27 protein-coding genes and 1 pseudogene are annotated in these 23,822 nt (G+C 39.9%); 11 read left to right on the top strand and 17 right to left on the bottom strand.

Annotated elements, in window-relative coordinates:
* Positions 1–5: 5 nt before the first annotated feature.
* The 17 genes from atpD to MMG00_RS13015 all read right to left on the bottom strand — a co-directional run bounded on the left by atpD (position 6) and on the right by MMG00_RS13015 (position 13,185).
* Complete coding sequence (gene atpD, locus MMG00_RS13095) at positions 6–1,394, bottom strand: F0F1 ATP synthase subunit beta (RefSeq protein ID WP_242149072.1); 1,389 nt, start codon at positions 1,392–1,394, stop codon at positions 6–8.
* 45 nt (positions 1,395–1,439) lie between these two features.
* Complete coding sequence (gene atpG, locus MMG00_RS13090; protein WP_242149070.1) at positions 1,440–2,336, bottom strand: F0F1 ATP synthase subunit gamma; 897 nt, start codon at positions 2,334–2,336, stop codon at positions 1,440–1,442.
* Between the two features lie 42 nt (positions 2,337–2,378).
* Positions 2,379–3,929, bottom strand: a complete 1,551-nt coding sequence (atpA, locus tag MMG00_RS13085) for a F0F1 ATP synthase subunit alpha (RefSeq protein ID WP_242149068.1) — start codon at positions 3,927–3,929, stop codon at positions 2,379–2,381.
* Between the two features lie 31 nt (positions 3,930–3,960).
* Complete coding sequence (locus MMG00_RS13080) at positions 3,961–4,509, bottom strand: F0F1 ATP synthase subunit delta (RefSeq protein ID WP_242149066.1); 549 nt, start codon at positions 4,507–4,509, stop codon at positions 3,961–3,963.
* A 57-nt stretch (positions 4,510–4,566) separates the two neighbouring features.
* Positions 4,567–5,037 carry a F0F1 ATP synthase subunit B gene (locus MMG00_RS13075; RefSeq protein ID WP_242149064.1) on the bottom strand — a complete coding sequence of 157 codons (471 nt, stop codon included), beginning with the start codon at positions 5,035–5,037 and terminating at the stop codon, positions 4,567–4,569.
* Positions 5,038–5,097: 60 nt separating this feature from the next.
* Complete coding sequence (atpE, locus tag MMG00_RS13070; protein ID WP_242149062.1) at positions 5,098–5,334, bottom strand: F0F1 ATP synthase subunit C; 237 nt, start codon at positions 5,332–5,334, stop codon at positions 5,098–5,100.
* A 73-nt stretch (positions 5,335–5,407) separates the two neighbouring features.
* Entirely contained in the window at positions 5,408–6,238 is an 831-nt protein-coding gene (gene atpB, locus MMG00_RS13065; RefSeq protein WP_242149058.1) for a F0F1 ATP synthase subunit A, read from the bottom strand.
* 42 nt (positions 6,239–6,280) lie between these two features.
* Positions 6,281–6,619 (bottom strand): ATP synthase subunit I, encoded by a 339-nt coding sequence (locus MMG00_RS13060; RefSeq protein WP_242149056.1) that lies wholly within the window; start codon positions 6,617–6,619, stop codon positions 6,281–6,283.
* A 92-nt stretch (positions 6,620–6,711) separates the two neighbouring features.
* Positions 6,712–7,554: a ParB/RepB/Spo0J family partition protein gene (locus MMG00_RS13055; protein WP_242153492.1), complete on the bottom strand. Its 843-nt coding sequence runs from the start codon at positions 7,552–7,554 to the stop codon at positions 6,712–6,714.
* Between the two features lie 35 nt (positions 7,555–7,589).
* Positions 7,590–8,366, bottom strand: coding sequence for a ParA family protein (locus MMG00_RS13050; protein ID WP_242149054.1), 777 nt, complete (start codon positions 8,364–8,366; stop codon positions 7,590–7,592).
* A gap of 48 nt (positions 8,367–8,414) precedes the next feature.
* Entirely contained in the window at positions 8,415–9,047 is a 633-nt protein-coding gene (gene rsmG / locus MMG00_RS13045; protein WP_242149051.1) for a 16S rRNA (guanine(527)-N(7))-methyltransferase RsmG, read from the bottom strand.
* 5 nt (positions 9,048–9,052) lie between these two features.
* Positions 9,053–10,258 carry a molybdopterin molybdotransferase MoeA gene (locus tag MMG00_RS13040; RefSeq protein WP_242149049.1) on the bottom strand — a complete coding sequence of 402 codons (1,206 nt, stop codon included), beginning with the start codon at positions 10,256–10,258 and terminating at the stop codon, positions 9,053–9,055.
* Positions 10,245–10,835, bottom strand: coding sequence for a molybdenum cofactor guanylyltransferase (gene mobA / locus MMG00_RS13035; protein WP_242149047.1), 591 nt, complete (start codon positions 10,833–10,835; stop codon positions 10,245–10,247). The genes MMG00_RS13040 and mobA overlap by 14 nt, the downstream gene beginning before the upstream one ends.
* Complete coding sequence (locus MMG00_RS13030) at positions 10,828–11,301, bottom strand: molybdenum cofactor biosynthesis protein MoaE (protein WP_242149045.1); 474 nt, start codon at positions 11,299–11,301, stop codon at positions 10,828–10,830. Before MMG00_RS13030 ends, mobA begins: the two co-directional genes overlap by 8 nt.
* Before the next feature lies 1 nt (position 11,302).
* Entirely contained in the window at positions 11,303–11,551 is a 249-nt protein-coding gene (locus MMG00_RS13025; RefSeq protein ID WP_242149043.1) for a MoaD/ThiS family protein, read from the bottom strand.
* A gap of 29 nt (positions 11,552–11,580) precedes the next feature.
* Positions 11,581–12,459, bottom strand: coding sequence for a metal ABC transporter permease (locus tag MMG00_RS13020; protein ID WP_242149041.1), 879 nt, complete (start codon positions 12,457–12,459; stop codon positions 11,581–11,583).
* A 3-nt stretch (positions 12,460–12,462) separates the two neighbouring features.
* Positions 12,463–13,185 carry a metal ABC transporter ATP-binding protein gene (locus tag MMG00_RS13015; protein WP_242149039.1) on the bottom strand — a complete coding sequence of 241 codons (723 nt, stop codon included), beginning with the start codon at positions 13,183–13,185 and terminating at the stop codon, positions 12,463–12,465.
* A gap of 361 nt (positions 13,186–13,546) precedes the next feature.
* Here MMG00_RS13015 and MMG00_RS13010 point away from each other — a divergent pair, with 361 nt between their 5' ends.
* From MMG00_RS13010 to MMG00_RS12960, 11 genes and pseudogenes are all read left to right on the top strand, one after another.
* On the top strand, positions 13,547–13,891 hold the full coding sequence (locus tag MMG00_RS13010; protein WP_242149037.1) for a PilZ domain-containing protein: 345 nt from the start codon (positions 13,547–13,549) through the stop codon (positions 13,889–13,891).
* A gap of 57 nt (positions 13,892–13,948) precedes the next feature.
* On the top strand, positions 13,949–14,752 hold the full coding sequence (locus MMG00_RS13005) for a TatD family hydrolase (RefSeq protein ID WP_242149035.1): 804 nt from the start codon (positions 13,949–13,951) through the stop codon (positions 14,750–14,752).
* A 15-nt stretch (positions 14,753–14,767) separates the two neighbouring features.
* On the top strand, positions 14,768–16,192 hold the full coding sequence (gene hldE, locus MMG00_RS13000) for a bifunctional D-glycero-beta-D-manno-heptose-7-phosphate kinase/D-glycero-beta-D-manno-heptose 1-phosphate adenylyltransferase HldE (protein ID WP_242149033.1): 1,425 nt from the start codon (positions 14,768–14,770) through the stop codon (positions 16,190–16,192).
* A 206-nt stretch (positions 16,193–16,398) separates the two neighbouring features.
* Positions 16,399–17,448 carry a recombinase RecA gene (gene recA, locus MMG00_RS12995; protein ID WP_242149030.1) on the top strand — a complete coding sequence of 350 codons (1,050 nt, stop codon included), beginning with the start codon at positions 16,399–16,401 and terminating at the stop codon, positions 17,446–17,448.
* A gap of 143 nt (positions 17,449–17,591) precedes the next feature.
* Positions 17,592–18,518: an RluA family pseudouridine synthase gene (locus tag MMG00_RS12990; RefSeq protein WP_242149028.1), complete on the top strand. Its 927-nt coding sequence runs from the start codon at positions 17,592–17,594 to the stop codon at positions 18,516–18,518.
* A 108-nt stretch (positions 18,519–18,626) separates the two neighbouring features.
* Positions 18,627–19,019 (top strand): tol-pal system-associated acyl-CoA thioesterase, encoded by a 393-nt coding sequence (gene ybgC, locus MMG00_RS12985; protein ID WP_242149025.1) that lies wholly within the window; start codon positions 18,627–18,629, stop codon positions 19,017–19,019.
* Between the two features lie 15 nt (positions 19,020–19,034).
* Positions 19,035–19,739, top strand: a complete 705-nt coding sequence (tolQ, locus tag MMG00_RS12980; RefSeq protein WP_242149023.1) for a protein TolQ — start codon at positions 19,035–19,037, stop codon at positions 19,737–19,739.
* Positions 19,740–19,769: 30 nt separating this feature from the next.
* Positions 19,770–20,198, top strand: coding sequence for a biopolymer transporter ExbD (locus MMG00_RS12975; RefSeq protein WP_242149020.1), 429 nt, complete (start codon positions 19,770–19,772; stop codon positions 20,196–20,198).
* Between the two features lie 50 nt (positions 20,199–20,248).
* Positions 20,249–21,271, top strand: coding sequence for a cell envelope integrity protein TolA (gene tolA / locus MMG00_RS12970; RefSeq protein ID WP_242149018.1), 1,023 nt, complete (start codon positions 20,249–20,251; stop codon positions 21,269–21,271).
* Between the two features lie 162 nt (positions 21,272–21,433).
* Positions 21,434–22,120 carry a cytochrome b/b6 domain-containing protein gene (locus tag MMG00_RS12965; RefSeq protein ID WP_242149016.1) on the top strand — a complete coding sequence of 229 codons (687 nt, stop codon included), beginning with the start codon at positions 21,434–21,436 and terminating at the stop codon, positions 22,118–22,120.
* 219 nt (positions 22,121–22,339) lie between these two features.
* Positions 22,340–23,686, top strand: a pseudogene (locus MMG00_RS12960) (IS3 family transposase).
* Positions 23,687–23,822: the final 136 nt, after the last annotated feature.

The raw sequence follows: 23,822 nt of genomic DNA, 5'->3' as shown, positions 1-23,822 counted from the left end.
CCTTATTACTTTTTCTTCTCTTTCGCGTAACGATCAAGAACTTCGTTAAAGTTTCCTGTCATATAGAACATTTGCTCAGGAATATGGTCACCTTCACCTGCAAGAATCGCTTTAAAGCTTGTAATCGTATCTTGAAGTGAAACGTATTTACCAGGTGCACCTGTAAATACTTCTGCAACGTGGAACGGTTGAGATAAGAAACGTTGAATCTTACGAGCACGTGATACTGTAAGTTTATCGTCTTCTGAAAGCTCATCCATACCAAGAATCGCGATAATATCTTTGAGTTCTTGATAACGTTGAAGAATCATCTGTACCCCACGAGCAACATCATAATGTTCTTGACCGATAACTAATGGGTCTAACTGACGTGAAGTTGAATCTAGTGGGTCTACCGCAGGGTAAATACCAAGAGATGCAATGTCACGTGAAAGAACGATTGTCGCGTCTAAGTGAGCAAACGTTGTTGCTGGTGATGGGTCAGTTAAGTCATCCGCAGGAACATAAACCGCTTGTACTGATGTGATAGAACCTTTCTTCGTTGAAGTAATACGCTCTTGAAGAACACCCATCTCTTCAGCAAGTGTTGGCTGATATCCAACTGCTGATGGCATACGACCTAAAAGCGCTGAAACCTCAGTACCTGCAAGTGTATAACGGTAGATGTTATCAATGAAGAGAAGAACGTCACGACCTTCATCACGGAAGTATTCCGCCATTGTAAGGCCTGAAAGTGCTACACGTAAACGGTTCCCAGGCGGCTCATTCATCTGGCCATACACCATCGCAACTTTATCTAATACGTTAGAATCTTTCATCTCGTAATAGAAGTCGTTACCTTCACGAGTACGCTCACCAACACCTGCAAACACTGAAAGACCCTCATGTGCTTTTGCAATGTTATTGATAAGTTCCATCATGTTTACTGTTTTACCAACACCCGCACCACCGAAAAGACCAACTTTACCACCTTTTGCAAATGGGCAGAGTAAGTCGATAACTTTGATACCTGTCTCGAGAACTTCTGTTGAACCCGCTTGATCTTCGTAGCTTGGCGCTTTTCTATGAATCGCCCAGTTTTCTGTAGCTTCAACAGGACCCGCATAGTCAACAGGACGGCCTAAAACGTCCATGATACGACCCAGTGTACCTGTTCCTACTGGAACTGAAATTGGTTTTTTAGTATCTGTTACTTCGATGCCACGTTGTAACCCATCAGAGCTACCCATTGCGATCGTTCTAACGATTCCATCACCTAATTGTTGTTGTACTTCAAGTACGAGGTCATCTTTTGACCCGACAACATTAAGTGCATTATATATACTTGGAACGGCGTCGCGTGGGAATTCCACGTCAACAACTGCACCAATTACCTGTACAATTTTTCCTGACATATTCTATCTAAACCTCTATTAACCCAAATTTTTGTTAACGTCGTCTTAATTGATTGCTGCCGCACCACTAACAATCTCAGTAATTTCCTGAGTAATTGCTGCCTGACGAGCTTTGTTATAGACCAGTTGTAATTCATCAATAAGGTCACCAGCATTATCACTTGCAGCCTTCATCGCAATCATACGTGCTGCCATTTCACAGGCAACGTTTTCAACAACTGCTTGATAAATTGCATATTCAATATAACGATCTAAAACAATGTTCATCAAATCTACAGGCGCAGAATCATAGACATAATCCCATGCTAAGCTTGATTCATCGGTTAGGCTTTCAAAGTCTAACTGATCCTGTAGTACTCCTGGAATGACTGGGAGTACTTGGACTGAACGTGGCTTTTGCGTCATTGTGTTCACAAACTCGTTAGCAAAAACATGGAGCTCATCAATTTTACCTTCTTGGAAAAGATCTAGCATTGCAGTTGTAATACCGATCAGATCTTTTGACGAAGGCGCATCACCTAAGTTATTCACAGTAGCTACGAGATTTCCACCAAAACGGGAGAAGAAAGCATTTGCTTTATTTCCAACCGTAGCGATCTCAACATCAATACCGCTTTTTTTCCACTCTTTCATTTGGTTGGCAACAAGCTTAAATAAGTTGTTATTTAAACCACCTGCTAAACCACGATCCGAGCTGACTACGATAATTCCTACACGTTTTACATCACGTGGAGTTAAATATTGATGTTTGAATTCTTCAGGTGTTGCTTCACCTAAATGCGAGGCAAGTTTAATAATCTGCTTCGCATACGGTAAAGATTTATTGCGGCGAAGCTGCGTAGCACGCATCTTACTCGCTGCAACCATCTCCATCGCACTAGTAATCTTCTGAGTATTACTAATACTTTTAATCTTACTACGTATTTCTTTTCCAACAGCCATGAAATTCCTACCTAATTGCTATGTTACGAACTAAAAAGTAGCTTACGCTACTTTCCAGCTTCCACCTTTCTTAAATTGACTTACAACTTTATCAAGGGCTGCTAAAACGTCGTCGTTATAAGCACCTTTGCTGTTGATGTCTTTTAAGAGCTCTTGGTCTGTCGCATTTGCTGAAACAATTAAACCTTGCGCGAATGGACGAATTTCTTCAATTGGTAGATCGTCAACATATTCATACTCGATTGCATAGAGAATTAATGCCATCTCAGCAATGTTATATGGACGATATTGTGCTTGTTTCATTAACTCCATAACACGTTGACCGCGAGCAAGCTGTCTACGAGTTACTTCATCAAGGTCTGAAGCAAATTGAGAGAACGCCGCAAGTTCACGATATTGTGCAAGTGCAAGACGAACACCACCACCAAGCTTACTAATAAGCTTCGTTTGTGCCGCACCACCAACACGTGATACAGAGATACCTGCGTTCATCGCTGGGCGTACACCAGAGTTAAAGAGATCTGATTCAAGGAAGATTTGACCATCAGTAATTGAAATAACGTTAGTTGGTACGAACGCAGAAACGTCCCCACCTTGTGTTTCAATAATTGGAAGTGCTGTTAATGATCCAGTTTTACCTTTTACTTCACCATTTGTGAATTTCTCAACGTAATCTGCGTTAACACGTGCAGCACGCTCAAGAAGACGTGAGTGAAGATAGAAAACATCTCCAGGATAAGCTTCACGACCTGGTGGACGACGAAGAAGGAGTGAAATCTGACGATATGCAACAGCTTGTTTAGATAAGTCATCATAAATGATAAGCGCATCTTCACCACGGTCACGGAAATACTCACCCATTGTACAACCAGTGTATGCTGATAAATACTGCATTGCAGCTGAATCAGATGCACCTGCTGCAACAACGATCGTATGATCCATTGCGCCATGCTCTTCAAGCTTCGCTACGATATTTGCAATCGTTGAGTTCTTTTGACCAATTGCAACATAGATACATTTAATACCACTACCTTTTTGGTTAATGATTGTATCGATTGCGATTGCAGTTTTACCTGTCTGACGGTCACCGATGATAAGCTCACGCTGACCACGTCCTACTGGAACCATTGAGTCAATTGCGATATAACCTGTTTGCATCGGTTGATCAACTGATTGACGATCAATAACGCCAGGTGCGATTTGCTCGATAGGTGCTGAAAGTTTAGTTCCTAACTCACCTTTACCATCGATTGGGTTACCAAGACCGTCAACTACACGACCAAGTAACTCAGGACCGATTGGTGCTTCAAGAATACGACCAGTACATCTTACTTTGTCGCCTTCTGTGATTTTTTCGTAATCACCAAGAAGAACTACCCCTACTGAATCTCTTTCAAGGTTCAATGCAAGACCGCGTACACCGTGTGGAAGTTCAACCATTTCACCTTGCATCACAGAATCAATTCCGTGAACGCGAGCAATACCATCAGTTAAACTAACAACTGTACCTTCAGTTCTTTCTTCAGGTTTGAGTTCAAATTCTTCAATCTTGGATTTAATGAGATCACTGATCTCAGATGGATTTAATTGCATCTTTTAAATCTTCCTTTTATATTCATTAAACTTAATTCATTGATCGGATCATGCCGTCTAAACGACCTAAAATCGAACCATCAATGACTAAATCATCTATTTTTAAAATAGCACCACCTAATAAGGAAGGCGAAATGGTTACTGTTAATTCGATCTCTTTATTAAAACGCTTCTGAAGAGCTTTAACAAACATCTCTTGTTGCCCATCCGTTAAGGCATATGCACTTTGCATTTCGACCTCAAGAATGTTTCGTTCAGCTAATAAACGCATTCTGAATTCGTCATAAACAGATGGCAAAATTTCATAGCGTCTGTTTTCACTAATAGTTCTTAAGAAACCATTCTCGTCTTCAGTGAGATCACGATTTAAAACCTTAGCTGATAACTCACCTAAGAATGCATTTTTCTTTTCGACACCTAACTCAGGTAAGCGCATTACTTCACAAGTTGCCTTATTACTCATTAATTCTTTTAATGAGTAGAGAAATTCTGTCCAGCGGTCTGCGCTTTGAGAATCTTCTTTGGCAATCATGAACACGGCTTCCGCGTAAGGTCTTGCTACTGTTGATAATTCTGACATATTACTTTTACATCGTTTATTAGTTATCAAAATGCTCTTCAATAGAAGAGCAGGCGACTATAGTTGTTTTGCTAACTCATCTAACATTTTAGCATGAGTTGTCTCATCAACTTCTTTCTCAATGATTTTGCTTGCGCCTTGAATGCTTAAAGCAATAACTTGTTTTCTCAAGCTCTCTTTCACTTGATTAAGTTCTGCCTCAATCTTCGCATGCGCCGCATCAATCTCTCTTTGCCCAACTTCTTTGCTGTCTTCTTTAGACTTCGCAATTAAGCTATCTGCTTGCTGCTGAGCTTTGCCAACTAAGTTAGCCGCTTCAAGATGTGCTGTTTTAATTAACTCATCTACCTCAGCTACAGCCGACGCCTGTGCAGCAACGCTCTCTTCAGCAGCCGCTAAGCCTTCAGCAATTTTCGTACGTCTTTCTTCAATCGCTTTGATTAAAGGTGGCCAGATAAACTTCATAACCACCAAAACCAAAATAAAAAAGACGACAAACTGGCTAATCAAGGTTGCGTTAATATTCATGTTATTACCTATCCTTTATCTGCCTGTATATAAATCTCTTGCACTTCGCTTAAAGCAAGATTATGCAACGTTTGCGAATACAGTCATACCGAAGAAGATAGCAATACCAACACCGATTAAGAATGCCGCATCAACAAGACCAACAAGGATGAATACTTTTGGTAAAAGTGAATCTGAGATTTCTGGTTGACGAGCTGAAGCTTCAATGTACTTAGAACCTAACATTGAAATACCGATTGCAGCACCGATTGCACCAAGTCCAACGATGATACCACATGCAATTGCAACTAAACCCATAATAAAACTCCTATTTTTAAGAAAACACTAACGTTAACAAATAATTATAAAACACAATCTTTCGATTGATTCTTTAATGAGATTCATGCGCTTGACCAAGATAAACAAGTGTCAATGTCATGAAAATATAAGCTTGTAAAATAACGATTAAGATATGGAAGATAGCCCATGCAGATCCTGCAAGAACGTGTAATCCAATACCCCAAAGCGTTCCTGTTGCGCCTAAAAGAGCGATCAACATAAAGATTAACTCACCTGCAAACATATTACCAAAAAGTCGCATTCCAAGTGAGAAGCCTTTTGAAACATATTCAACGATATTTAACACAAGGTTGACAGGCGCTAACCAATAACCAAATGGCGCTGATAATAATTCTTTGATAAAACCAAAGCCTTTTGCTTTGATTGAGTAGAAAACTACTAGTGCTAATACAGCCGTTGACATCCCAAGAGTTGCACTCACGTCAGCTGTTGGTAAGATTTTATGATATGGAAGTAAACCATTTTCACCACCAAGACCTAATGCATCGATCACTTTCGGTGCTAAATCTACAGGTAAGAAGTCGAGCGAGTTCATCACAATCACCCAAAGGAAAATCGTTAATCCTAATGGGGCAATAAATCCTTGAGGACCATTGACCAATGTTCTAGATTGCTTTTCTGCAAACTCTACTAAAATTTCCACAAACGCTTGAAAACGTCCTGGAACGCCAGAAGTCGCCTTGCGCGACGCGGCAAAAAGGAAAAGAATGACAATGATACCGCACAGAATAGACCAAAACGTCGTATCTAGGTTAATTAACCCGAAGTTAACGAATTCCGTTGCTTCTTGTGGTGTTCCTCGCTGATTCAGGTTAACAAGGTGGTGACCAATATATTCTGCATTTGTGTGTTCGTTAGCCATAGTTCTCTCTATCTAAAAATTCACTCTAATCTCATCCTTCAGTTAATCTTTCTTAGGGAAGAAATTAACATATAACCAAGGGACTTGTGACACCACTACAATCCCCACTAAGAACGCGAAATAATTCGGTTCTCCAATTATTTTAATACTCACAAAAAAGAGCGCTAAAATAATAAATTTATTGAAAAAAACGCCGATCCAAAAAAAAACCTTACTAAAGCGGATAAGAGCCATATTTGTTGCTAAAAAAACAGACGGTATCAACATTGAGATACCCGAAGCAAACAGAGAGACCGCCGCAACACCATCAAACAGAGCCCACGTTACTAACGTCAACAGCGTTAAAACAATGAGTTGCGCAATTACTATCCTTAGAATCATTCGATCTTCGCCTTTAAATTCATGCCGAGGATTATAGTCTATCGCACGACCAAGGTCAATTCTATTCGTAGTGCCCTTGTAGTGTTTATTGCCTATCGCTTAATTTTCAATAAAATACCATCTAATTCTTCAAGCGAGCCATAACGAATGATGACTTCACCCTTTCCTGCTTTTTTTGCTTTTATTTCTGTGCTCGCCCCTAAAAATTCACTAAGATCACGCTCTAAATTTAAAACATCCGGATCTTTTTTGGCAACTTTCTGAACAGGCTTACCTTTACCGCTATCTTTTAATAGCGTCTTCACTAAATGCTCTGTTTCACGAACCGTTAAATTACCATCGAGCACTTTCTTGGAAACAGCCACCTGCTGCTTTTTAGGAAGCGCTAACAATGCTCTTGCATGTCCCATATCTAGGCTCTGCTCTGCAAGTAACTGCTGAACAGCATCATCAAGCTCTAATAATCTTAAAGTATTGGTAATAGACGAGCGAGATTTACCAATCACTTCGCCTGCCTCTTGATGGGTTAGCGTAAATTCTTCAATCAGACGTTTTAGGGCGATTGCGGTTTCAACAGGATTTAAATTTTCACGCTGAATATTCTCAATCAACGCAACAGCTAAGGCCTCTTGGTCGCTCATCTCTTTAAAAATAACAGGAACCGTTTTCAGCGCTGCTAATTGCGAAGCTCTCCAGCGGCGCTCACCTGCTAAAATCTCAAAGTTGCCACCTGCAACTTCACGCACAACAATCGGCTGAATAATGCCTTGAGACTTAATTGAGGTCGCTAAAGCCTCTAGAGCATCTTGATCAAAAAAACGGCGCGGCTGATATTTCCCCGGCACTAATTTTTCAATAGAGACCTCTTTGACGCCATCACGATCTGCTTTCACTGAATCTGTCGCAATTTCTGCCCCTGTTTGGCTGAGTAGCATCTCTAAGCCACGTCCTAATCCTCTTTTTTTCACAACTACCTCTTTTTGCTTCGAGCAATCACTTCACGCGCTAGTTCTATATAGGCGATCGCACCTTTAGATTTACCATCATATACTGTAATTGGAACACCATAACTCGGTGCTTCTGCAAGGCGAACATTTCTAGGTACCATCGCCTCAAACATCTTTTCACCAAAATGTGCTTCCAAGTTTTCAGAAACCTGTACTGCTAATGTATTTCGCCCATCATACATTGTTCGCAATACTCCCATAATATTTAAATCTGGATTTGCCGTCTCTTTAACCGATGAGATTGTATCCATCAAGGCTGATATTCCCTCAAGCGCATAATATTCACACTGCACTGGGATAATAATATCTGTGGCAGCAGCAAGTGAATTGAGCGTTAACATATTTAAAGAAGGCGCACAGTCTAAAATAATGTAATCAAAATTCCCTCTAATAGGCGCTAATGCTTCTTTCAAAGTAAAAATCCCTCTTGGCTCTTGCGCTAAAAGAACCTCAGCCCCTGTTAGCTCACCATTTGCACCAATAAGTCTTAAACCTGCTTTATCGAGATCTAAAATCACCTCGGCAATAGAGGCTTCTCCTAGCAGAAGATCTACAACGCCATATTCAAGCGTATGCTTATCGACACCGATTCCCGTTGTCGCATTTCCTTGCGGATCGAGATCGATTAATAAGACATTAGGGCGCATTTTGCTCTCAGTTAAACTAGAGGCCAGATTTACTGCGGTCGTCGTCTTTCCCACGCCGCCTTTCTGATTTGCAATTGCAATGATCGTTGCCAATGATGGTTCCTACCTTTCTAAATTGAGAATAAAATTATATCAAAAATATTACTTCGATAAGAAGATCAAATGCCGCTCTTCAAAAAGCCCCGGCACTTCTAACTCAATAACTTCTCGATTAGGAAATTGTGAGACACTCTCCCACTCTTCTTCAATGAATTTTCCTTTCATCGCCGCCATGACACCTTGATCATGTACTAAATGCTCTGACCAATTCACCATATCTTCACCGCTCGCAAAAGCTCTAGATAACACCGCATCATAGCCCTTTTCTGGCTGATGATCTTGCACTCTAGAAGTGACAATCTCAACATTGGGCAAACCGATTTCTAGCTTCATCTGCGTAATAAAGCGCGTTCGCTTGATCGCACTATCTAGCAGCGTAAAACGTGCGCTTGGCATCACTATTGATAATAAAGCACCTGGTAAACCAGCGCCAGTGCCCACATCAATAAAATGACCATTTGGAATTCTCTTTTCAAGCTCTGGCGCTAACACCAAGGAATCAAGAAGATGCTTTACTAGCATCTCTTTAGGCTCAGTAATAGCCGTTAAATTATAAGCCTTATTCCAAAGCAGCATCCCCTGTAGGTATTTAGTGAGCTTGTCACAAGCAATATCATCCACCTCAAAAAAGAGCTGATCAATCGCCACTCTTACATCTTCTTTTTGAATACTCATTAATATTATCTCGCTTTCGCGACCTCTTTAGGAAGCGGATAGATTCGTACCACGCTCCCTTTTTCCGTCATTTGATTCTCTTTCATTTCAATCAAGCAATTAGCATAGCTTAATCCACTTAACATTGCTGACCCTTGTAAACCTGTGCTATCTACATGATAAACACCATCTTCATCTTGATAATAGTTGCCACGTAAAAACTCTCGGCGAGGTTGAATACGATCACCTCCAAAATTGATAATGGCATTTAATTGTGGCAGTTTTGGTGATAAGCCCATCAGCTGTTTAATCGCCGGATAAGCCAATAGATAAAATGTCGCATAAGCAGATACAGGATTCCCTGGCAACATAATAATATGACAATTTCCGATTTTCCCCCAGCCAAAAGGCTTTCCTGGCTTAATCGCAAGCTTCCACATGTGAAGCTCACCTAGCTCTATGACGGCCCTTGCAATATAATCTGCCTCACCAACAGATGCGCCGCCACTTAAAATGATTAAATCCTTCTCTTGTGCTTCACTTTTTAGCGCCGATAAGACGGTTTTATAATCATCTTTTAAAATCCCTCCATCGCACGCCTTTGCTAACTTAGATACCCAAGCCAGTAATTGATAACGATTGGCATCATAAATCTGACTCTCCCCAATACTATCCCAAGGCTCCTTTAATTCATTGCCGGTAGAGAAAACCGTAATTTTCAAATCTGTATAAACCTGAATCTTCCAGATCCCTTGTGAAGCTAAGAGCGCAATTGCCGCAGGATCTAACACATGCCCTTTAGAAAAAAGCATAGCGCCTTTTTTAATCTCTTCTGCTTTATAACGGACATTTAAACCCACTGCATTAACCTCTGTTAATGTTAATTTCTCTCCATTAACTTGGGTATTTTCTTGCATTACTACAGATGTAGTATTCTTTGGCGTCTTTGCCCCTGTAAAAATACGCGCAGCTTCACCAACCTTTAAAGAAAAATCAACAGCATCCCCTGCCATAATTCTCTCAACAATGGTAAACTCCAGCAACTGACCAGATGGATCATTAAGGGCATAACCATCCATTGCACTATTATCAAATAGTGGCGTGTCATAATTTGCCATGCAATCCATCGCCAATTGACGATCATAGGCTTCCGGAAGTGTCACAGTCGTAACGGCTCTCTCTAACGTCATTCCTGCTAAGAGCTCTTTCAAAGCCACATCATAATTCTTCATCAATGATCTCCTCTAACCGCTGAATATCTTCCGGATAATTACAATTTAAAAATGCATCTTCATCTGCAAATAATACCGCTTTTGCTTGCAACTTCGCTAATAATGCTCGAATTCTTAAATCTTTTGCTTCAAGTAGTGATTCAATTGCCCTTAAATCTGCCACTTTGCCTTGTAAATAGAGATAATGCCCTCTATCTTGTGTCTCTGGATAGACAACTTTCTCCGCCATCCTCTCAACACCTAATAATGCCACTAAATTATCAGGAATCATCGGTCCATCACAACTGACAACCTGAACGATATCATCATCTGATAGATGTTTTAAGACAGAGGCAATCCCGGCAAGCGGACCATTACCTTGCCATGCTATTTCATCAGGAATAATGGGTAAGTTAAAGATACCATATTGTTCAAGATCATCATTTGCCGAGATATAGAGTTTATCTACTTGAGGCGCAATTTTTTCAATCACATGTGCAATCATCGGTTTACCGGCTAAAGGCAGTAATCCTTTATTGTGATATCCCATACGCCGACCTTCGCCGCCGGCAAGAATAATCCCCACAACCTTACTCACTATCAGGTTCCTGCCATCTTGCTAAGATCTCTTGATCTGATTTTTTTGCCGCAACCCAATAGTTTTCCCCATCTTGTAAGAACTCTTTTTTCCAAAAAGGCGCCTCTGTTTTGAGATAATCCATAATATATTCTGCCGCTAAAAAAGCATGTAGACGATGCTTCGCCGTCACCATTAAAAGGACAATAGGATCATCCGCATAGAACGCTCCAACCCGATGAATCACTCTACAACCAGCAATATCCCACTTCTGCTTTGCTTTCAAAATAATACGAGTGATCTCTTTCTCTGTAACCCCTGGGAAATGCTCAAGCATCATCTTCTCAAGCTGCACTGCTTGATCAAACTCTCGCACCATTCCTTGAAATAACACTAATGCCCCAGCATCGCCTGAAGCTTTTATCAGCGCATCACTCTCTTTTTTTAGATCAAACAATTCTTCTTGAATCACTATATGGACATGCACATTAACCTCCTGTTACAGGTGGTAAGAGTGCAACACGATCCCCTGATACAATCTCTGTTACCGAAAAAGTGATCTCTTCATTCACCACGACTCGAAAGATATTCTCTGGCGCCAAAGCCTGAGCCCATAAAGCGCCTCTTTCACGTAGCATCGTCAGTAAGCTTTCAGTATCTCCAGATTCCCACGCTATCGTCTCTTCACTACATTGAAGCTGATCTTTTAAGTTCCCAAAATAGGTAATAGTAATCACTTGATACTCCTTATCTAGACATAGTCAAATCATGCTTTACGATGTATTTTGCCGCTTTTACGTCTAAAAATACCGCCCTCAAACCCAAAGAACAGCGAAACAACATAAAAGCTAGCTAAGACTAAAATAATCATCGGCCCTGAAGCTATATCATAATGGACAGAGGCAACTAATCCCAAATATGCCCCTAAAACGCCTAGAATAATCGCAATTAAGAGCACCCTTTCCATGCGATTACTCCAAAGCCTTGCACAAATTGCCGGGATCATCATCATTCCAACGGTCATCAGGGTTCCAAGAACTTGAAATGATGCCACTAAGTTCAGTACTACTAAAAACAGAAACAATCCGTAAAAGAATAATCCTGCCTTTGTCTTTAATGCTAAATAGAGGGGATCGACGATATATAATAATAATGGGCGATAAATTAGCGATAAAATCATTAACGTCATCACCAATACACTCCAGACTAAATAGAGCGACGATTCATCAACGGCTAATACTGAGCCAAAGAGAATGTGCAATAGATCCGCCTGCGAGCCCATCTCCATGATCAATACAACCCCAATGGCCAGTGAAAATAGGTAAAGAGCGGCAAAACTGGCATCTTCTTTTAAATTTGTATAATGCGAGATTAAAGATGCCACTATCGCGATCGATACCCCGGCAATTACGCCACCAAAACTCATGGCATAGATATTAAATCCGAAAAAGAGAAAAGCAATTGCAATCCCTGGCAATACGCCGTGACTTAGTGCATCTCCCACAAGGCTCATTCGATTAAGCAAAAGAAAAACACCGACTAATCCTGATGATACAGCGATCATCATCGAAGCGACTAATGCTCTTTTTAAAAAGGGCAACATGATAAATGGATCAATAAAAAGAGAATAAAGTAGTTCTAACATCAATCAATCCTCACACCACGCATCACTTTCCCACCCTAACGACACAGACTCTGCTCGCAGCAAATTATCTCCGGTGACCACCTCTTGGCTCTTACCAAAAGCGATCTTATCTCTTGCTAAAATAAGCGTGTTTGAGAAATATTGACAGGCTAGTCCTAAATCATGAAGCACTACAATGACAGTTTTTCCTTCTGATTCCCAGCGTTTAATCAATTCACAGAGCTCTTTTGTTGTTCTTACATCCATCGCATTAAAAGGCTCATCGAGTAGAATTAAATCAGCACCTTCGACCACAATTCTAGCAAAGAGCGCTTTTTGAAACTGCCCACCTGAAAGTGAATCAATACTACGATCACCAAATCCTTCCAAGCCCACAAAATGAAGCGCCTCCTCAACCTCATCTGCAATCTCTTGAGTCAAGCGACCAAAGAGTCCCATCTTGTGGTAAGCTCCTGCACTAACCAACTCAAAGAGCGTTAAAGGAAGGTCCCTGCGAATCTCTGAAATCTGCGAAAGATAGCTAACCTTTAAGGTTTCCGCCTTCTCAATTACCCCTTCAGAATAAGGTACTAGCCCCATAATCGCTTTTAAAAGCGTACTTTTCCCAGCCCCATTAGGACCAACAATAGCTGTGCTTTTGCCCACAGGAAACCCTACCGATAGATGATGAACCACCGGATGCGCCTTATAACTGACTGTTAAATTTGAAATTTCTAATGCATTCATCAAAGCTTCCTTACGCTTAAGAACTTCAAGACACCATCGCTTCATCTGATCATCTATCAATTAAATACTTAAAACCAGTGATCAATAACCGATAATCGTTTTTCAACAATGAAGCCAATAAAGTATCAATAATGCGTTATTCTAACGGATTATAATAACGCAAAATGAGAGGCAAAGCGTGGTAATCGTTATATATTCAGACAAATAGCTAGAGACTTTCTCCAATCACGCTCGAAACAAAGAGAACTTCATGCGATAATAAGCTACCAATAAATATCGATAACGATCTTAGAATCAGGCAAATGATAGCCATTTTCTGTCACTTATTGACACATATTATCGTCGGGGAATTAAAGAGTTTATGAGCAATCCTAAAAAAATCACGGTAAATTTCAAAAGTGCCGCCCAACTAGCGGAATATTATCTCCCCTTTTTTAAAGATGGAGGTTTTTTCTTTACCACGGATTATGCTTTTAAACTTCATGATGAGATTGTTTTAAAACTCACCCTACCAGATGGTGATCAAACCCCAATTGAAGTCAACGGTACTATCGCATTTATTAACCCTAGAGCCAAAGAAGAGATTTTACAGATCTGTGATATTCAAGGTTCAGGCGTAGCACTCACAACGCCTCCAAGCTACCTTATGACACGTATTAATGCACTTTTAAGAATGCATAATGCGACACAAACAACGGCTTCATAAAACCACTCTTACCGCACCTCTATAGGTTTTAACTTAGACAATATAATAGAAAATTTTATGACTACACCAACCTTTATCGATTCCCATTGCCATCTTGATATGTTAGATCTTGGCAACTATGACAATCGAATTGAAAACCTTTTAGAAGTTATTAAACAAAATAATATCGAACACATGCTTTGTGTTAGCGTGGATCTCGATCGTTGGCATGATATGGCAGAGCTTGTCAAAGATTATAACCATATCTCCCTCTCTGTTGGCGTTCATCCGGGTGCAGTTCCAGCAAATATTCCAGCAAGCCATGATAACTTTGCCGAAATGTTGCAAAACCCTAAAGTAATTGCCATTGGGGAAACAGGATTAGATTATCACTACTCAATAGAGCATAAAATCGCACAACAATCCTCTTTTATCACCCAAATTGATATTGCCAAAAAACACCAAAAACCATTAATTATCCATACAAGGGATGCGCGCCAAGATACAATCAATATCCTCACTCATGAAAATGCTAGAGATATTGGCGGTATTTTGCACTGTTTTACAGAAGATTGGGAAATGGCTAAAAAGGGATTAGATCTAGGTTTCTATATCTCCTTTAGTGGCATTATTACTTTTAAAAATGCCGCTGAATTACGAGAAGTAGTAGCAAAAATGCCGATCGATCGGATGTTAATTGAAACAGATGCTCCCTATTTAACACCTGTACCATATCGAGGGAAAGCAAATCACCCAGGGCTTGTTCCCTTTGTGGCAAAAACTATTAGCGAAGTGAAAAATATTCCTATAGAAGAAGTGGCCCGTATCACTTCCCAAAATTTCCGCGAATTATTTAAAGATAATCTCACTATTTCCGCATAAACTCTTGAGGTTCATATGACACAACCATCTATTGCTAAAATCGCCGTATTTGGCGACATTATGATCGACAGCTATTGGATCGGATCGACTAATCGCATCTCTCCTGAATCTCCTGTTCCTGTTGTGAATATCAATCACACTGAAAATAGGCTTGGCGGCGCGGCAAACGTTGCACTCAACATTAGTAAAATGGAGTGTCCTGTCACACTTTCTGGCTTAGTAGGGGTAGATCAACACGCCAATGAATTAGCATCCCTTTGCCAAAGTAATCATATCCAGACCGATTTTGTCACTGAAAATGGTTTTGCAACCATTATGAAGCTACGAGTCATTAGCCGCCAGCAACATATTGTCCGCTGCGATTTTGAGGAAGCCCCAAACTTAAAGCCGGCGCTTCTTTCCAAAATTACCGATTCGCTCAAAAAAATTATTGATCAAAATGATCTTATCGTTCTTTCTGATTACAACAAAGGCTTCCTCTCAGATCCTCAAGCACTCATTCAATATGCTAGGTCTCAAGGGAAATTTGTGATTATTGATCCGAAAGGCGATGATTTTAGCAAATACCGCGGCGCTTCTTTAATTACGCCTAATACGAGTGAGTTTGAAGGTGTCGTTGGTAAATGCCAAGATGAAGCAACCCTCTTTGCTAAAGCGGAAAAACTCCGTAAAGAGCTTGATTTAGATGCATTACTGATTACACGTAGTGAGAAAGGAATGACGCTTTTTGAGAAAGATAAAGAGCCTGTGACTTTCTCGGCAAAAGCGCAAGATGTCTTTGACGTTACTGGGGCAGGAGATACGGTTATTGCCATGCTTGCGACTCAAATTGCTAAAGGAACTCCCTTGCCACAAGCTTGTAAAATTGCCAATGTGGCAGCTTCCATTGTCGTTGGCAAAATGGGCGCATCTTATGTCACGCAAGAAGAGCTAGATTATGCGCTTGGACAATCAGATCGCCCACATAACCTCGTACTCTCTAAAGAAGCGCTACTTCATGAAGTGAAACGCGCAAAAATGAATAATGAGACCGTTGTCATGACAAATGGCTGCTTTGATATTCTCCATAGAGGTCATGTAAAATATTTAGAAGAAGCAAGTAAGCTTGGGCATCACTTAATTGTTGCGCTAAATTCTGATGCTTCTGTTAAACGCATCAAAGGCGAAACTCGCCCTATTATGGATGAAACAAGCCGGGCAACCGTCTTAGCTTCGCTTTCATCTGTAGCATGGGTCACACTCTTTGACGAAGAGACCCCAGAATCATTAATTCGCGCGGTACTACCTGATGTATTAGTTAAAGGAAGTGATTATAGCGTTGAACAGATTGCAGGTGCTGATGCGGTTATCAATAATGGTGGGAAAGTTGAATTAATCGATTTTGTAGATGGCTACTCAACGAGTAAAGCGATCGAAAAAATTATCTCCTCTAGCAAGTAAATTCGCGAAAATATAAGATATCTTTTTAAAGGATCTCTTATGAAGCATAAAAGTAGGTATGATCTTAGTACCTACTTTAAAAAATTAAAAAGTAACATTTTCATATACCGCTACAAAATAAATACATAAATGTAATTTTCATGTCATAATCAACACCTAAATGTAATTAACAATTGTAGCCTCTCGTAGATAAGGACTTTTAAAAGATGGATGAAAATAAACGCAAAGCCCTCCAAGCTGCACTTGGGCAGATCGATCGCCAATTTGGTAAAGGCTCAGTGATGCGTCTTGGCGACCAACAAACGCCAAACAATATTATTCCTGTTTCTACAGGCTCAATTGGCTTAGATATCGCGCTGGGTATTGGCGGTCTTCCTCGTGGCCGTATTGTCGAGATCTTTGGCCCTGAATCATCAGGCAAAACAACTCTCACACTACATGTGATTGCTGAAGCGCAAAAAGCAGGCGGAACAGCTGCTTTTATTGATGCTGAGCACGCATTAGACCCAGGTTATGCTGCAAAATTAGGAGTGGATGTTGAAAATCTCTATATTGCACAACCCGATAATGGTGAGCAAGCTCTTGAAATTACAGATACTCTCGTTCGCTCTGGGGCCGTTGATATTATCGTCGTTGACTCCGTTGCCGCATTAACCCCAAAAGCTGAAATTGAAGGGGAAATGGGGGATTCGCACATGGGCTTACAAGCCCGCCTTATGAGCCAGGCGCTTCGTAAACTTACTGCTAATATTCAAAAATCTAACACATTGGTTATTTTCATTAACCAAATTCGTATGAAAATTGGCGTCATGTTTGGGAACCCTGAAACAACAACAGGTGGTAACGCCCTTAAATTCTACTCATCTGTACGTTTAGATATTCGTAGAACAGGCGCTGTGAAGAAAGGGGATGAAGTCATTGGTGCAGATACCCGTGTTCGCGTGGTAAAAAATAAAGTATCTCCTCCTTTTAGAGAAGCTAAATTTGAGATCATGTATGGCGCAGGCATTGATACTTTAGGGGAAGTTTTAGACCTTGGAGTAGATGCCGGAATCGTTGATAAAGCGGGTGCATGGTATAGCTATGGAGATACTCGCTTAGGTCAAGGTAAAGAGAACTCTAAACAGTATCTTCGTGAAAATGTCGCAACAGCTCAAGAGATCGAACAGCGCGTTCGTGAGCACTTCATCACAACGCCAGCACCTTTAGCCGGTGCTGAAGAGGGTGACAGCGATGATGGTGATCTTTTATCATAAAAGCATTTCATTGATCGATATAAACAGATAGTTTCACTTCATTTAATAGCTCCTAATATTAGGGGCTATTTTACTTTTAGGACTTCTACTTTAAACTAAGAAGGATTCCAATCACTCCCCCTATTTATTAATAAGGTTTATTCATGACGCAATCGCCGAGCACACAGTTTTACCCCGCAACGACTATTGAAGTAAATGCTCATCAAGATGGTCAGCGCCTTGATAATTTTTTAATGGCACAATTTAGAGAGCTCCCTAAGGGACGAATTTACCAGATGATTAGAAAAGGGGAAGTGCGCATTAATAAAGGAAGATCAAAACCCACCTCCCGTTTAACAGAAGGGGATATCGTAAGATTACCGCCGGTTAAAGTAGAGATTAAAGAAGAGATTCATATCCCAGAAGCGGCATGGAATAGACTGAGAGAATCTATCATCTTTGAAAATGAACAATTTATCATCATTGATAAGCCTTCTGGCCTTGCGGTACATGCGGGCTCTGAGATCCCTTTTGGTATTATTGAGACTCTCAAAGCTTTTGGAAATCACGATTTTTATGAGTTAGCGCAGCGTCTTGATCGAGATACTAGCGGCTTACTCTTAATTGCTAAAAGTGGAAAAGTACTTAGAGAACTACAAAATAGTGAGCTAGAGCGTCAATATACATTAATTGTCTCTGGTAATTGGGTGCAAAGCTTCCCTGAGAAAACAACCATTATATTAGATCCTCTTGATACAGAAAATCGTGTTAATGGGGAGAGATATGTGATCATTTCCCCCACAGGGAAAAGCGCTGAAACACATTTTACGCTGCTAGAAAATGGCGCAAAGGCGTCCCTATTACAAGCCATTTTAAAAACGGGAAGAACTCATCAAATTCGTGTGCATAGCGCTGCAAATGGCTACCCCTTACTTGGTGATAGAATCTATCATACTGAAGATTCTTCCGGCGTTAACCGACTTTGTCTTCACGCAACACAATTAAGCTTCACTCTTTTTGGAGAATCATTCTTATTTAATAACCCTCTACCTCAACCACTCCTTCAGTTTTTCAAACAGTTAAATGCTTAAGGAAATCACCCAAGCTTCACAAAACATAATATTAACGGCGAAATTTATCACAATATCATGTAAAATGTCCCTATTTAATTTACTCTCAAAAGGTCATTGTTAGTCGTTATGGTACCAAAAGCTGAAATCTTTGAATTACCAATCCGCGTCTATTACGAGGATACCGATGCTGGTGGCATTGTGTATCATTCAACCTATCTCAATTTTATGGAGCGAGCTCGAACAGAGTGGTTGCTAGCAAAAGGCATCAATCTCAATACTCATGCACAGACCCATCTTGAAATGTTTGTGGTTCGCAAGCTTGATATTGAATACCGCCAGCCAGCTCATCTTTGTGATGATTTGGTTATACAATCAAGAATTATTGAACGCAGTAGAACGCGGGCTATTTTTGAACAAAATATCTTACGAGGTGATGAAGTATTAACACGTGGAAACGTAGAAATCGTCACTCTAGACGTCAATACTAGACGTCCTAAACCTCTTCCCAATTTCTTTTAAATCAGGAGCTCTGAGATGTCCTCTGACTTACAATTTTGGCACCTTATTTTAAGTGCTAGTTTTCCCGTTAAAATCATTATGCTCATCTTAGCGATCATGCTAATTGTGGCAATTTTCTTAATCTGGAAAAAATATATCTCCATTAAGCTCGCAAAATATCGTATTAACCAGTTTGAAAGACTCTTTTGGTCGGGTGCTGATATTAATCAACTCGCCACTGAAGCTACCAAAAAAGGGAAAAACTGCTCAGATTTAGAGAAAGTCTTTCTCTCAGGATTTCAAGAATTTAGCCGTTTGAGAAGTTATGCTAATTATGACCCTGAATTTATTGTTTCAAGTGTAAAAAGTGCCATGTTTGCAGAAACTCAGCGTGAAGAAACGAGTATTCAAAAATTCCTCTCATGGCTGGCAACGATTGGTTCTGTTGCACCTTATATTGGTCTTTTAGGAACCGTGATCGGCGTTATGAACTCATTTAGCGCACTAGGGACTGTCAAACAAGTGACGCTTTCTCAAGTAGCACCAGGAATCTCTGAGGCACTTATTGCAACGGCAATCGGTCTTCTTGCTGCGATTCCGGCAGTTATGGCTTATAACAAATTTAGCAATGATATCAATACAATGATGACCCGTTACGATAGCTTTATTGATGAGTTTGCCAATATCCTAGCACGCCAATATGTGCAACTGACTCAAAAAAACATACAAGCTACCGCATAAATATCAGCGATTATAGATGGAATCAATAATATGAGACGACGTAAACGCGCCAATAAACTCAACTCGGACATGAACATAGTTCCTTATGTTGATGTCATGTTCGTTCTTTTAACGATCTTTATGGTGACAGCAACTACCATCTCTGTCGGAATTGATGTTGAACCTCCTCAAATGGATAGCAGCCAAGCGGTTGCTATCGAAGGTGATGAGATGATGGTTATTTCAGTAGATGCCTCAGGAAGCTTCTTCTTTAACCTTGCAGATAATCCTAATATCGCACTCCCTGAAGATGAGATTTTACGACAAGCAAGCACACTTTTTTCCGAGAATGAACAGATGCAAGCACTCGTTAAAGGGGATCAAAAAGCACCTTATGGCAAGATCATTGATGCGATGAGCTTATTGCAACGTGTTACCCAGAAAAATGTACAACTTATGACAATCCCGTTTGAAGAGTAATCTTCGTGGGGTCATCTTACTTTCTCTTGAAACAGAGGAATGCATAAATCATGAAACGTGAGACACAAGATAGATGGATTAATATCAGTAGCGGCCTTTTAACCGCACTTGTTATTATCGGTATTGGCTACTTCTCCTTTACTTCTTATCAAAAAATTCAACAAGCCGCACTCAATGAGAATGCGGCAAAAATTAGCGATGAAAATAAAATCGCGAAATCTGAACGCATTGATACCAAAGAAGTTGAAAATGAACTCAACCGTCTTGCTGAAGAAAAACGTCTAGAAGAAGCACGTATCGCCGCGGAGAAAGCGGCCCGAGAAAAAGCTGCGAGAGAAAAAGCAGAAGCTGAGCGTAAAGCTGCTGAAAAAGCAGCGCAAGAGAAGCTTGTACGAGAAAAGGCTGAGCAAGAGCGAATTATAGCAGAGCAAAAAGCTGCAGAGAAACAGGAAGCTGAGAAAGTTGCAGCAGAAAAAGCGGCGGCAGAAAAAAGAGCTCAAGAGAAACTTGCACAAGAAAAAATTGAACAAGAACGTATTGCTACCGAGAAAAAACAAGCAGAAGAGAAAGCCACACAAGAAAAAGCAGAGGCTGAACGCAAAGCTGCTGAGAAAAAAGCCGCTGAACAAAAAGCAGCAGAAGAGAAGCTAGCACAAGAAAAGTCTGAGAAAGAGCGTTTAGAAAAAGAGAGGATTGAAAAAGAACGTCTTGCTGCTGAAAAAAAGGAAGCTGATCGTAAAGCGGCTGAAGCAAAAAAAACCGAGGAAGAATCGCGAATTGCAGCCGCTCTAAATAGTGAATATTTCTCCCAAGTACACGCTTATCTTTATGCTTTATGGATTACCCCACCAGGAAGTTATGGCTTAAGCACCACGATTCAATTTAAAGTCAAAGAAGATGGCACAATCATTGGTATGCCTATCATCATCAAGGAGAGTGGCAATGAAGAATTTGATAATAGTGTCTTTGTAGCAATTATGAGTGCAGAAAAAGTGCCGATGCCAAGCGATCCTGTTGTTAGAAAATATCTCGCCAAAGAAGGTTTTGAAATTACCTATAGACCTACTAATTAATATCCCTATTAATCAGTAATTATTATAGTAATAATCGATTTTTAAAAAGACTCCACTATAATTGTCATAAATTTAATAACCTCTTGTACTCTTTAAGAAATTCTTAAGGTCAGTATTAGATAATTACCAGTACACCGTTTGAAAACTTTAAAAGGAAATAAGATGATTAAAGTATGGGATTTCCCAACTCGTGCTTTCCACTGGATTTTAGTAATTGCAATGGCGATTTGTGTTTATACATCCTACAATTTATCTGAAAGATTTAATATCCCCTTCTCAACATCAGATATGTCAGCATTACAGCTTCATCAATATGCCGGAACATTAATTTTATCGCTCTTAATATTTCGGATTATCTGGGGAATTGTCGGCGCGACAACCGCTCGCTTTACCAATTTTATTAAAGGCCCTTCCCAGATTATTGATTATCTTAAAGCATCCAAAACCTCAACCGAAGGTCATAACCCTTTAGGGGCATTGATGGTTATCGCACTCATCTTAATCCTACTCGTTCAAGTTATTACAGGCTTATTTTTAGAAGATAACTCTTGGGCTTGGGGGAATGCTCCGCTAGCAGATAAAATATCAGGCACTACTCGGGGTATTATGGCCTCTCTACACACCAATGGAAGAGCGGTTTTATTATGGCTAATTGGTATTCATATTGCCGCAGTCTTTATCTACATCATGGTAAAACGCCAAAATCTTATTAAAGCGATGATTACCGGCAAAAGAAGCCAGCAAAATGCCCATACTAAAGAAGCAAAATCTATTCAAAATGACCATCCGTTATTAGGAATGCTCATCATGGCTGCTATTATTGCCGCTACTTTTTACTATCTTTTTTAATAGAGGAAATCTATTTTGATGAAAGCGCCAAAAAGCCTTTTCTTAAGCTCTATTAGCCAAAGACTCTGTTATGCAATATTTTTGTTAATCCCATTAACAGGAGCCCTATATTGGGCGCTTCAGTAAAGTAAATCGCATAGCGATTTTAAAAACTCACAAAAAACCCGTTTGTAATGAACTGCACCCCAAAAGTTGGACACAACTTTGGGGTGTTTTTATATGGCTAAATATTCTTTTGATTTTAAATTACAAGTAATTCAGTTTTATCTTGATAATCATGGTTATCAAGCGACTGCTCGCTACTTTAATGTAGAATGCACAACTGTCCGTAAGTGGGTGAAAGCTTATCAGTATCATGGGGCTGAAGGTATAAAACCCAGAACTTCTAAACTTAACTATACGGCTGAATTTAAGCTACATGTTGTAACTTACATGACATTAAATAACCTTTCTATCCGAGAGACTGCTGCATATTTTAATATTCCTGCATTTACTTCTGTATTAGAATGGAAATCTCTCTTTAAAATGGGTGGTTTAGATGCGCTTAAACCACGCCAGAAAGGTCGACCTAATACCCAAAAAGCCAGATAATAGAACAGAGCAGGAAAAGCTGATTGATGAATTAACCGCTGAGCTTCTCTATCTCCGCGCGGAGAATGATGTCTTAAAAAAGTATCAAGAGTTGGAAGAGAGGGAGGAACAGCGAAGGCTCAAACTGAAACAATCGAGGAGTTAAAAGAGAAGCATCCTTTAACACTCCTACTTAAAGTGACCCATCTTGCGAGAAGTAGTTATTATCATCGAAAGTCACTCTTCTCTGCTGATCCGGAAAGTGATCTTAAAGCGAAAATATTGTCAATTTATCATGAGAACAAGGGGCGTTATGGCTATCGCAGAATTACAGCAATACTAAGGCGAGAGTTCATCATTAACCATAAGAAAGTCCAGAGGCTAATGAAACAGTTGAACCTAAAATCTTTGATTCGTCCAAAGAAATATCGTTCTTATAAAGGCCAGATTGGAAGAGTTGCTAAGAATCTTTTACAACGTCAATTTACAGCAAGCAAGCCTAACCAAAAATGAGTAACAGATGTTACAGAGTTCAAAGTCAATGGGGAGAAACTCTATTTATCTCCGATTCTAGATCTCTATAATCAAGAAGTTATTAGTTATAAAATTACAAAAAGACCAAAATATGAATTAGTCGAACGGATGTTGGAGAAAGCCTTAACATACTTACAAAGTAGTAAGAGAGGTCGAGAAAAGCTGATCCTTCATTCAGATCAAGGTTGGCAATATCAAATGGCTCAGTATCAACAAAACCTAAAGAAAAACAATATTAAACAGAGTATGTCCCGTAAAGGTAATTGCTATGATAATGCTGTCATAGAGAACTTTTTTGGGATACTAAAATCAGAATTTTTTTACACACAACGGTTTAAATCAGTAGATCATCTTCAAACAGAGCTACACAAATATATTGATTATTACAATCACAAACGAATTAAGCTTAAATTAAAAGGACTAAGTCCAATAGAATATCGAACTCAGTCCTTGTCTTTATAATTTTAAACTGTCCAACTTTATGGGGTCACTTCATTAATCGCTGGGGGTTTTTGCTTTATAGTCGATTCGGTTTAAGAAAAACTACCTTAAAAGTAAAATAGGACAGAGTATGAATCAAATCAGCTTGCACGCTGCC

The sequence above is a fragment of the Ignatzschineria rhizosphaerae genome (assembly GCF_022655595.1).
Lineage (GTDB): Bacteria > Pseudomonadota > Gammaproteobacteria > Cardiobacteriales > Wohlfahrtiimonadaceae > Ignatzschineria > Ignatzschineria rhizosphaerae.
The sequence above is the reverse complement of the archived record's forward strand: the minus strand, read 5'-3'. Positions and strand labels throughout refer to the sequence as shown.

Excerpts from the sequence above, each read along its gene's own strand:
- atpD (WP_242149072.1), bottom strand. The coding sequence starts at position 1,394 with ATGTCAGGAAAAATTGTACAGGTAATTGGTGCAGTTGTTGACGTGGAA.
- atpG (WP_242149070.1), bottom strand. The coding sequence starts at position 2,336 with ATGGCTGTTGGAAAAGAAATACGTAGTAAGATTAAAAGTATTAGTAAT.
- atpA (WP_242149068.1), bottom strand. The coding sequence starts at position 3,929 with ATGCAATTAAATCCATCTGAGATCAGTGATCTCATTAAATCCAAGATT.
- MMG00_RS13080 (WP_242149066.1), bottom strand. The coding sequence starts at position 4,509 with ATGTCAGAATTATCAACAGTAGCAAGACCTTACGCGGAAGCCGTGTTC.
- MMG00_RS13075 (WP_242149064.1), bottom strand. The coding sequence starts at position 5,037 with ATGAATATTAACGCAACCTTGATTAGCCAGTTTGTCGTCTTTTTTATT.
- atpE (WP_242149062.1), bottom strand. The coding sequence starts at position 5,334 with ATGGGTTTAGTTGCAATTGCATGTGGTATCATCGTTGGACTTGGTGCA.
- atpB (WP_242149058.1), bottom strand. The coding sequence starts at position 6,238 with ATGGCTAACGAACACACAAATGCAGAATATATTGGTCACCACCTTGTT.
- MMG00_RS13060 (WP_242149056.1), bottom strand. The coding sequence starts at position 6,619 with ATGATTCTAAGGATAGTAATTGCGCAACTCATTGTTTTAACGCTGTTG.
- MMG00_RS13055 (WP_242153492.1), bottom strand. The coding sequence starts at position 7,554 with ATGCTACTCAGCCAAACAGGGGCAGAAATTGCGACAGATTCAGTGAAA.
- rsmG (WP_242149051.1), bottom strand. The coding sequence starts at position 9,047 with ATGAGTATTCAAAAAGAAGATGTAAGAGTGGCGATTGATCAGCTCTTT.
- MMG00_RS13040 (WP_242149049.1), bottom strand. The coding sequence starts at position 10,258 with ATGAAGAATTATGATGTGGCTTTGAAAGAGCTCTTAGCAGGAATGACG.
- MMG00_RS13020 (WP_242149041.1), bottom strand. The coding sequence starts at position 12,459 with ATGTTAGAACTACTTTATTCTCTTTTTATTGATCCATTTATCATGTTG.
- MMG00_RS13015 (WP_242149039.1), bottom strand. The coding sequence starts at position 13,185 with ATGAATGCATTAGAAATTTCAAATTTAACAGTCAGTTATAAGGCGCAT.
- MMG00_RS13010 (WP_242149037.1), top strand. The coding sequence starts at position 13,547 with ATGAGCAATCCTAAAAAAATCACGGTAAATTTCAAAAGTGCCGCCCAA.
- MMG00_RS13005 (WP_242149035.1), top strand. The coding sequence starts at position 13,949 with ATGACTACACCAACCTTTATCGATTCCCATTGCCATCTTGATATGTTA.
- hldE (WP_242149033.1), top strand. The coding sequence starts at position 14,768 with ATGACACAACCATCTATTGCTAAAATCGCCGTATTTGGCGACATTATG.
- recA (WP_242149030.1), top strand. The coding sequence starts at position 16,399 with ATGGATGAAAATAAACGCAAAGCCCTCCAAGCTGCACTTGGGCAGATC.
- MMG00_RS12990 (WP_242149028.1), top strand. The coding sequence starts at position 17,592 with ATGACGCAATCGCCGAGCACACAGTTTTACCCCGCAACGACTATTGAA.
- ybgC (WP_242149025.1), top strand. The coding sequence starts at position 18,627 with ATGGTACCAAAAGCTGAAATCTTTGAATTACCAATCCGCGTCTATTAC.
- tolQ (WP_242149023.1), top strand. The coding sequence starts at position 19,035 with ATGTCCTCTGACTTACAATTTTGGCACCTTATTTTAAGTGCTAGTTTT.
- MMG00_RS12975 (WP_242149020.1), top strand. The coding sequence starts at position 19,770 with ATGAGACGACGTAAACGCGCCAATAAACTCAACTCGGACATGAACATA.
- tolA (WP_242149018.1), top strand. The coding sequence starts at position 20,249 with ATGAAACGTGAGACACAAGATAGATGGATTAATATCAGTAGCGGCCTT.
- MMG00_RS12965 (WP_242149016.1), top strand. The coding sequence starts at position 21,434 with ATGATTAAAGTATGGGATTTCCCAACTCGTGCTTTCCACTGGATTTTA.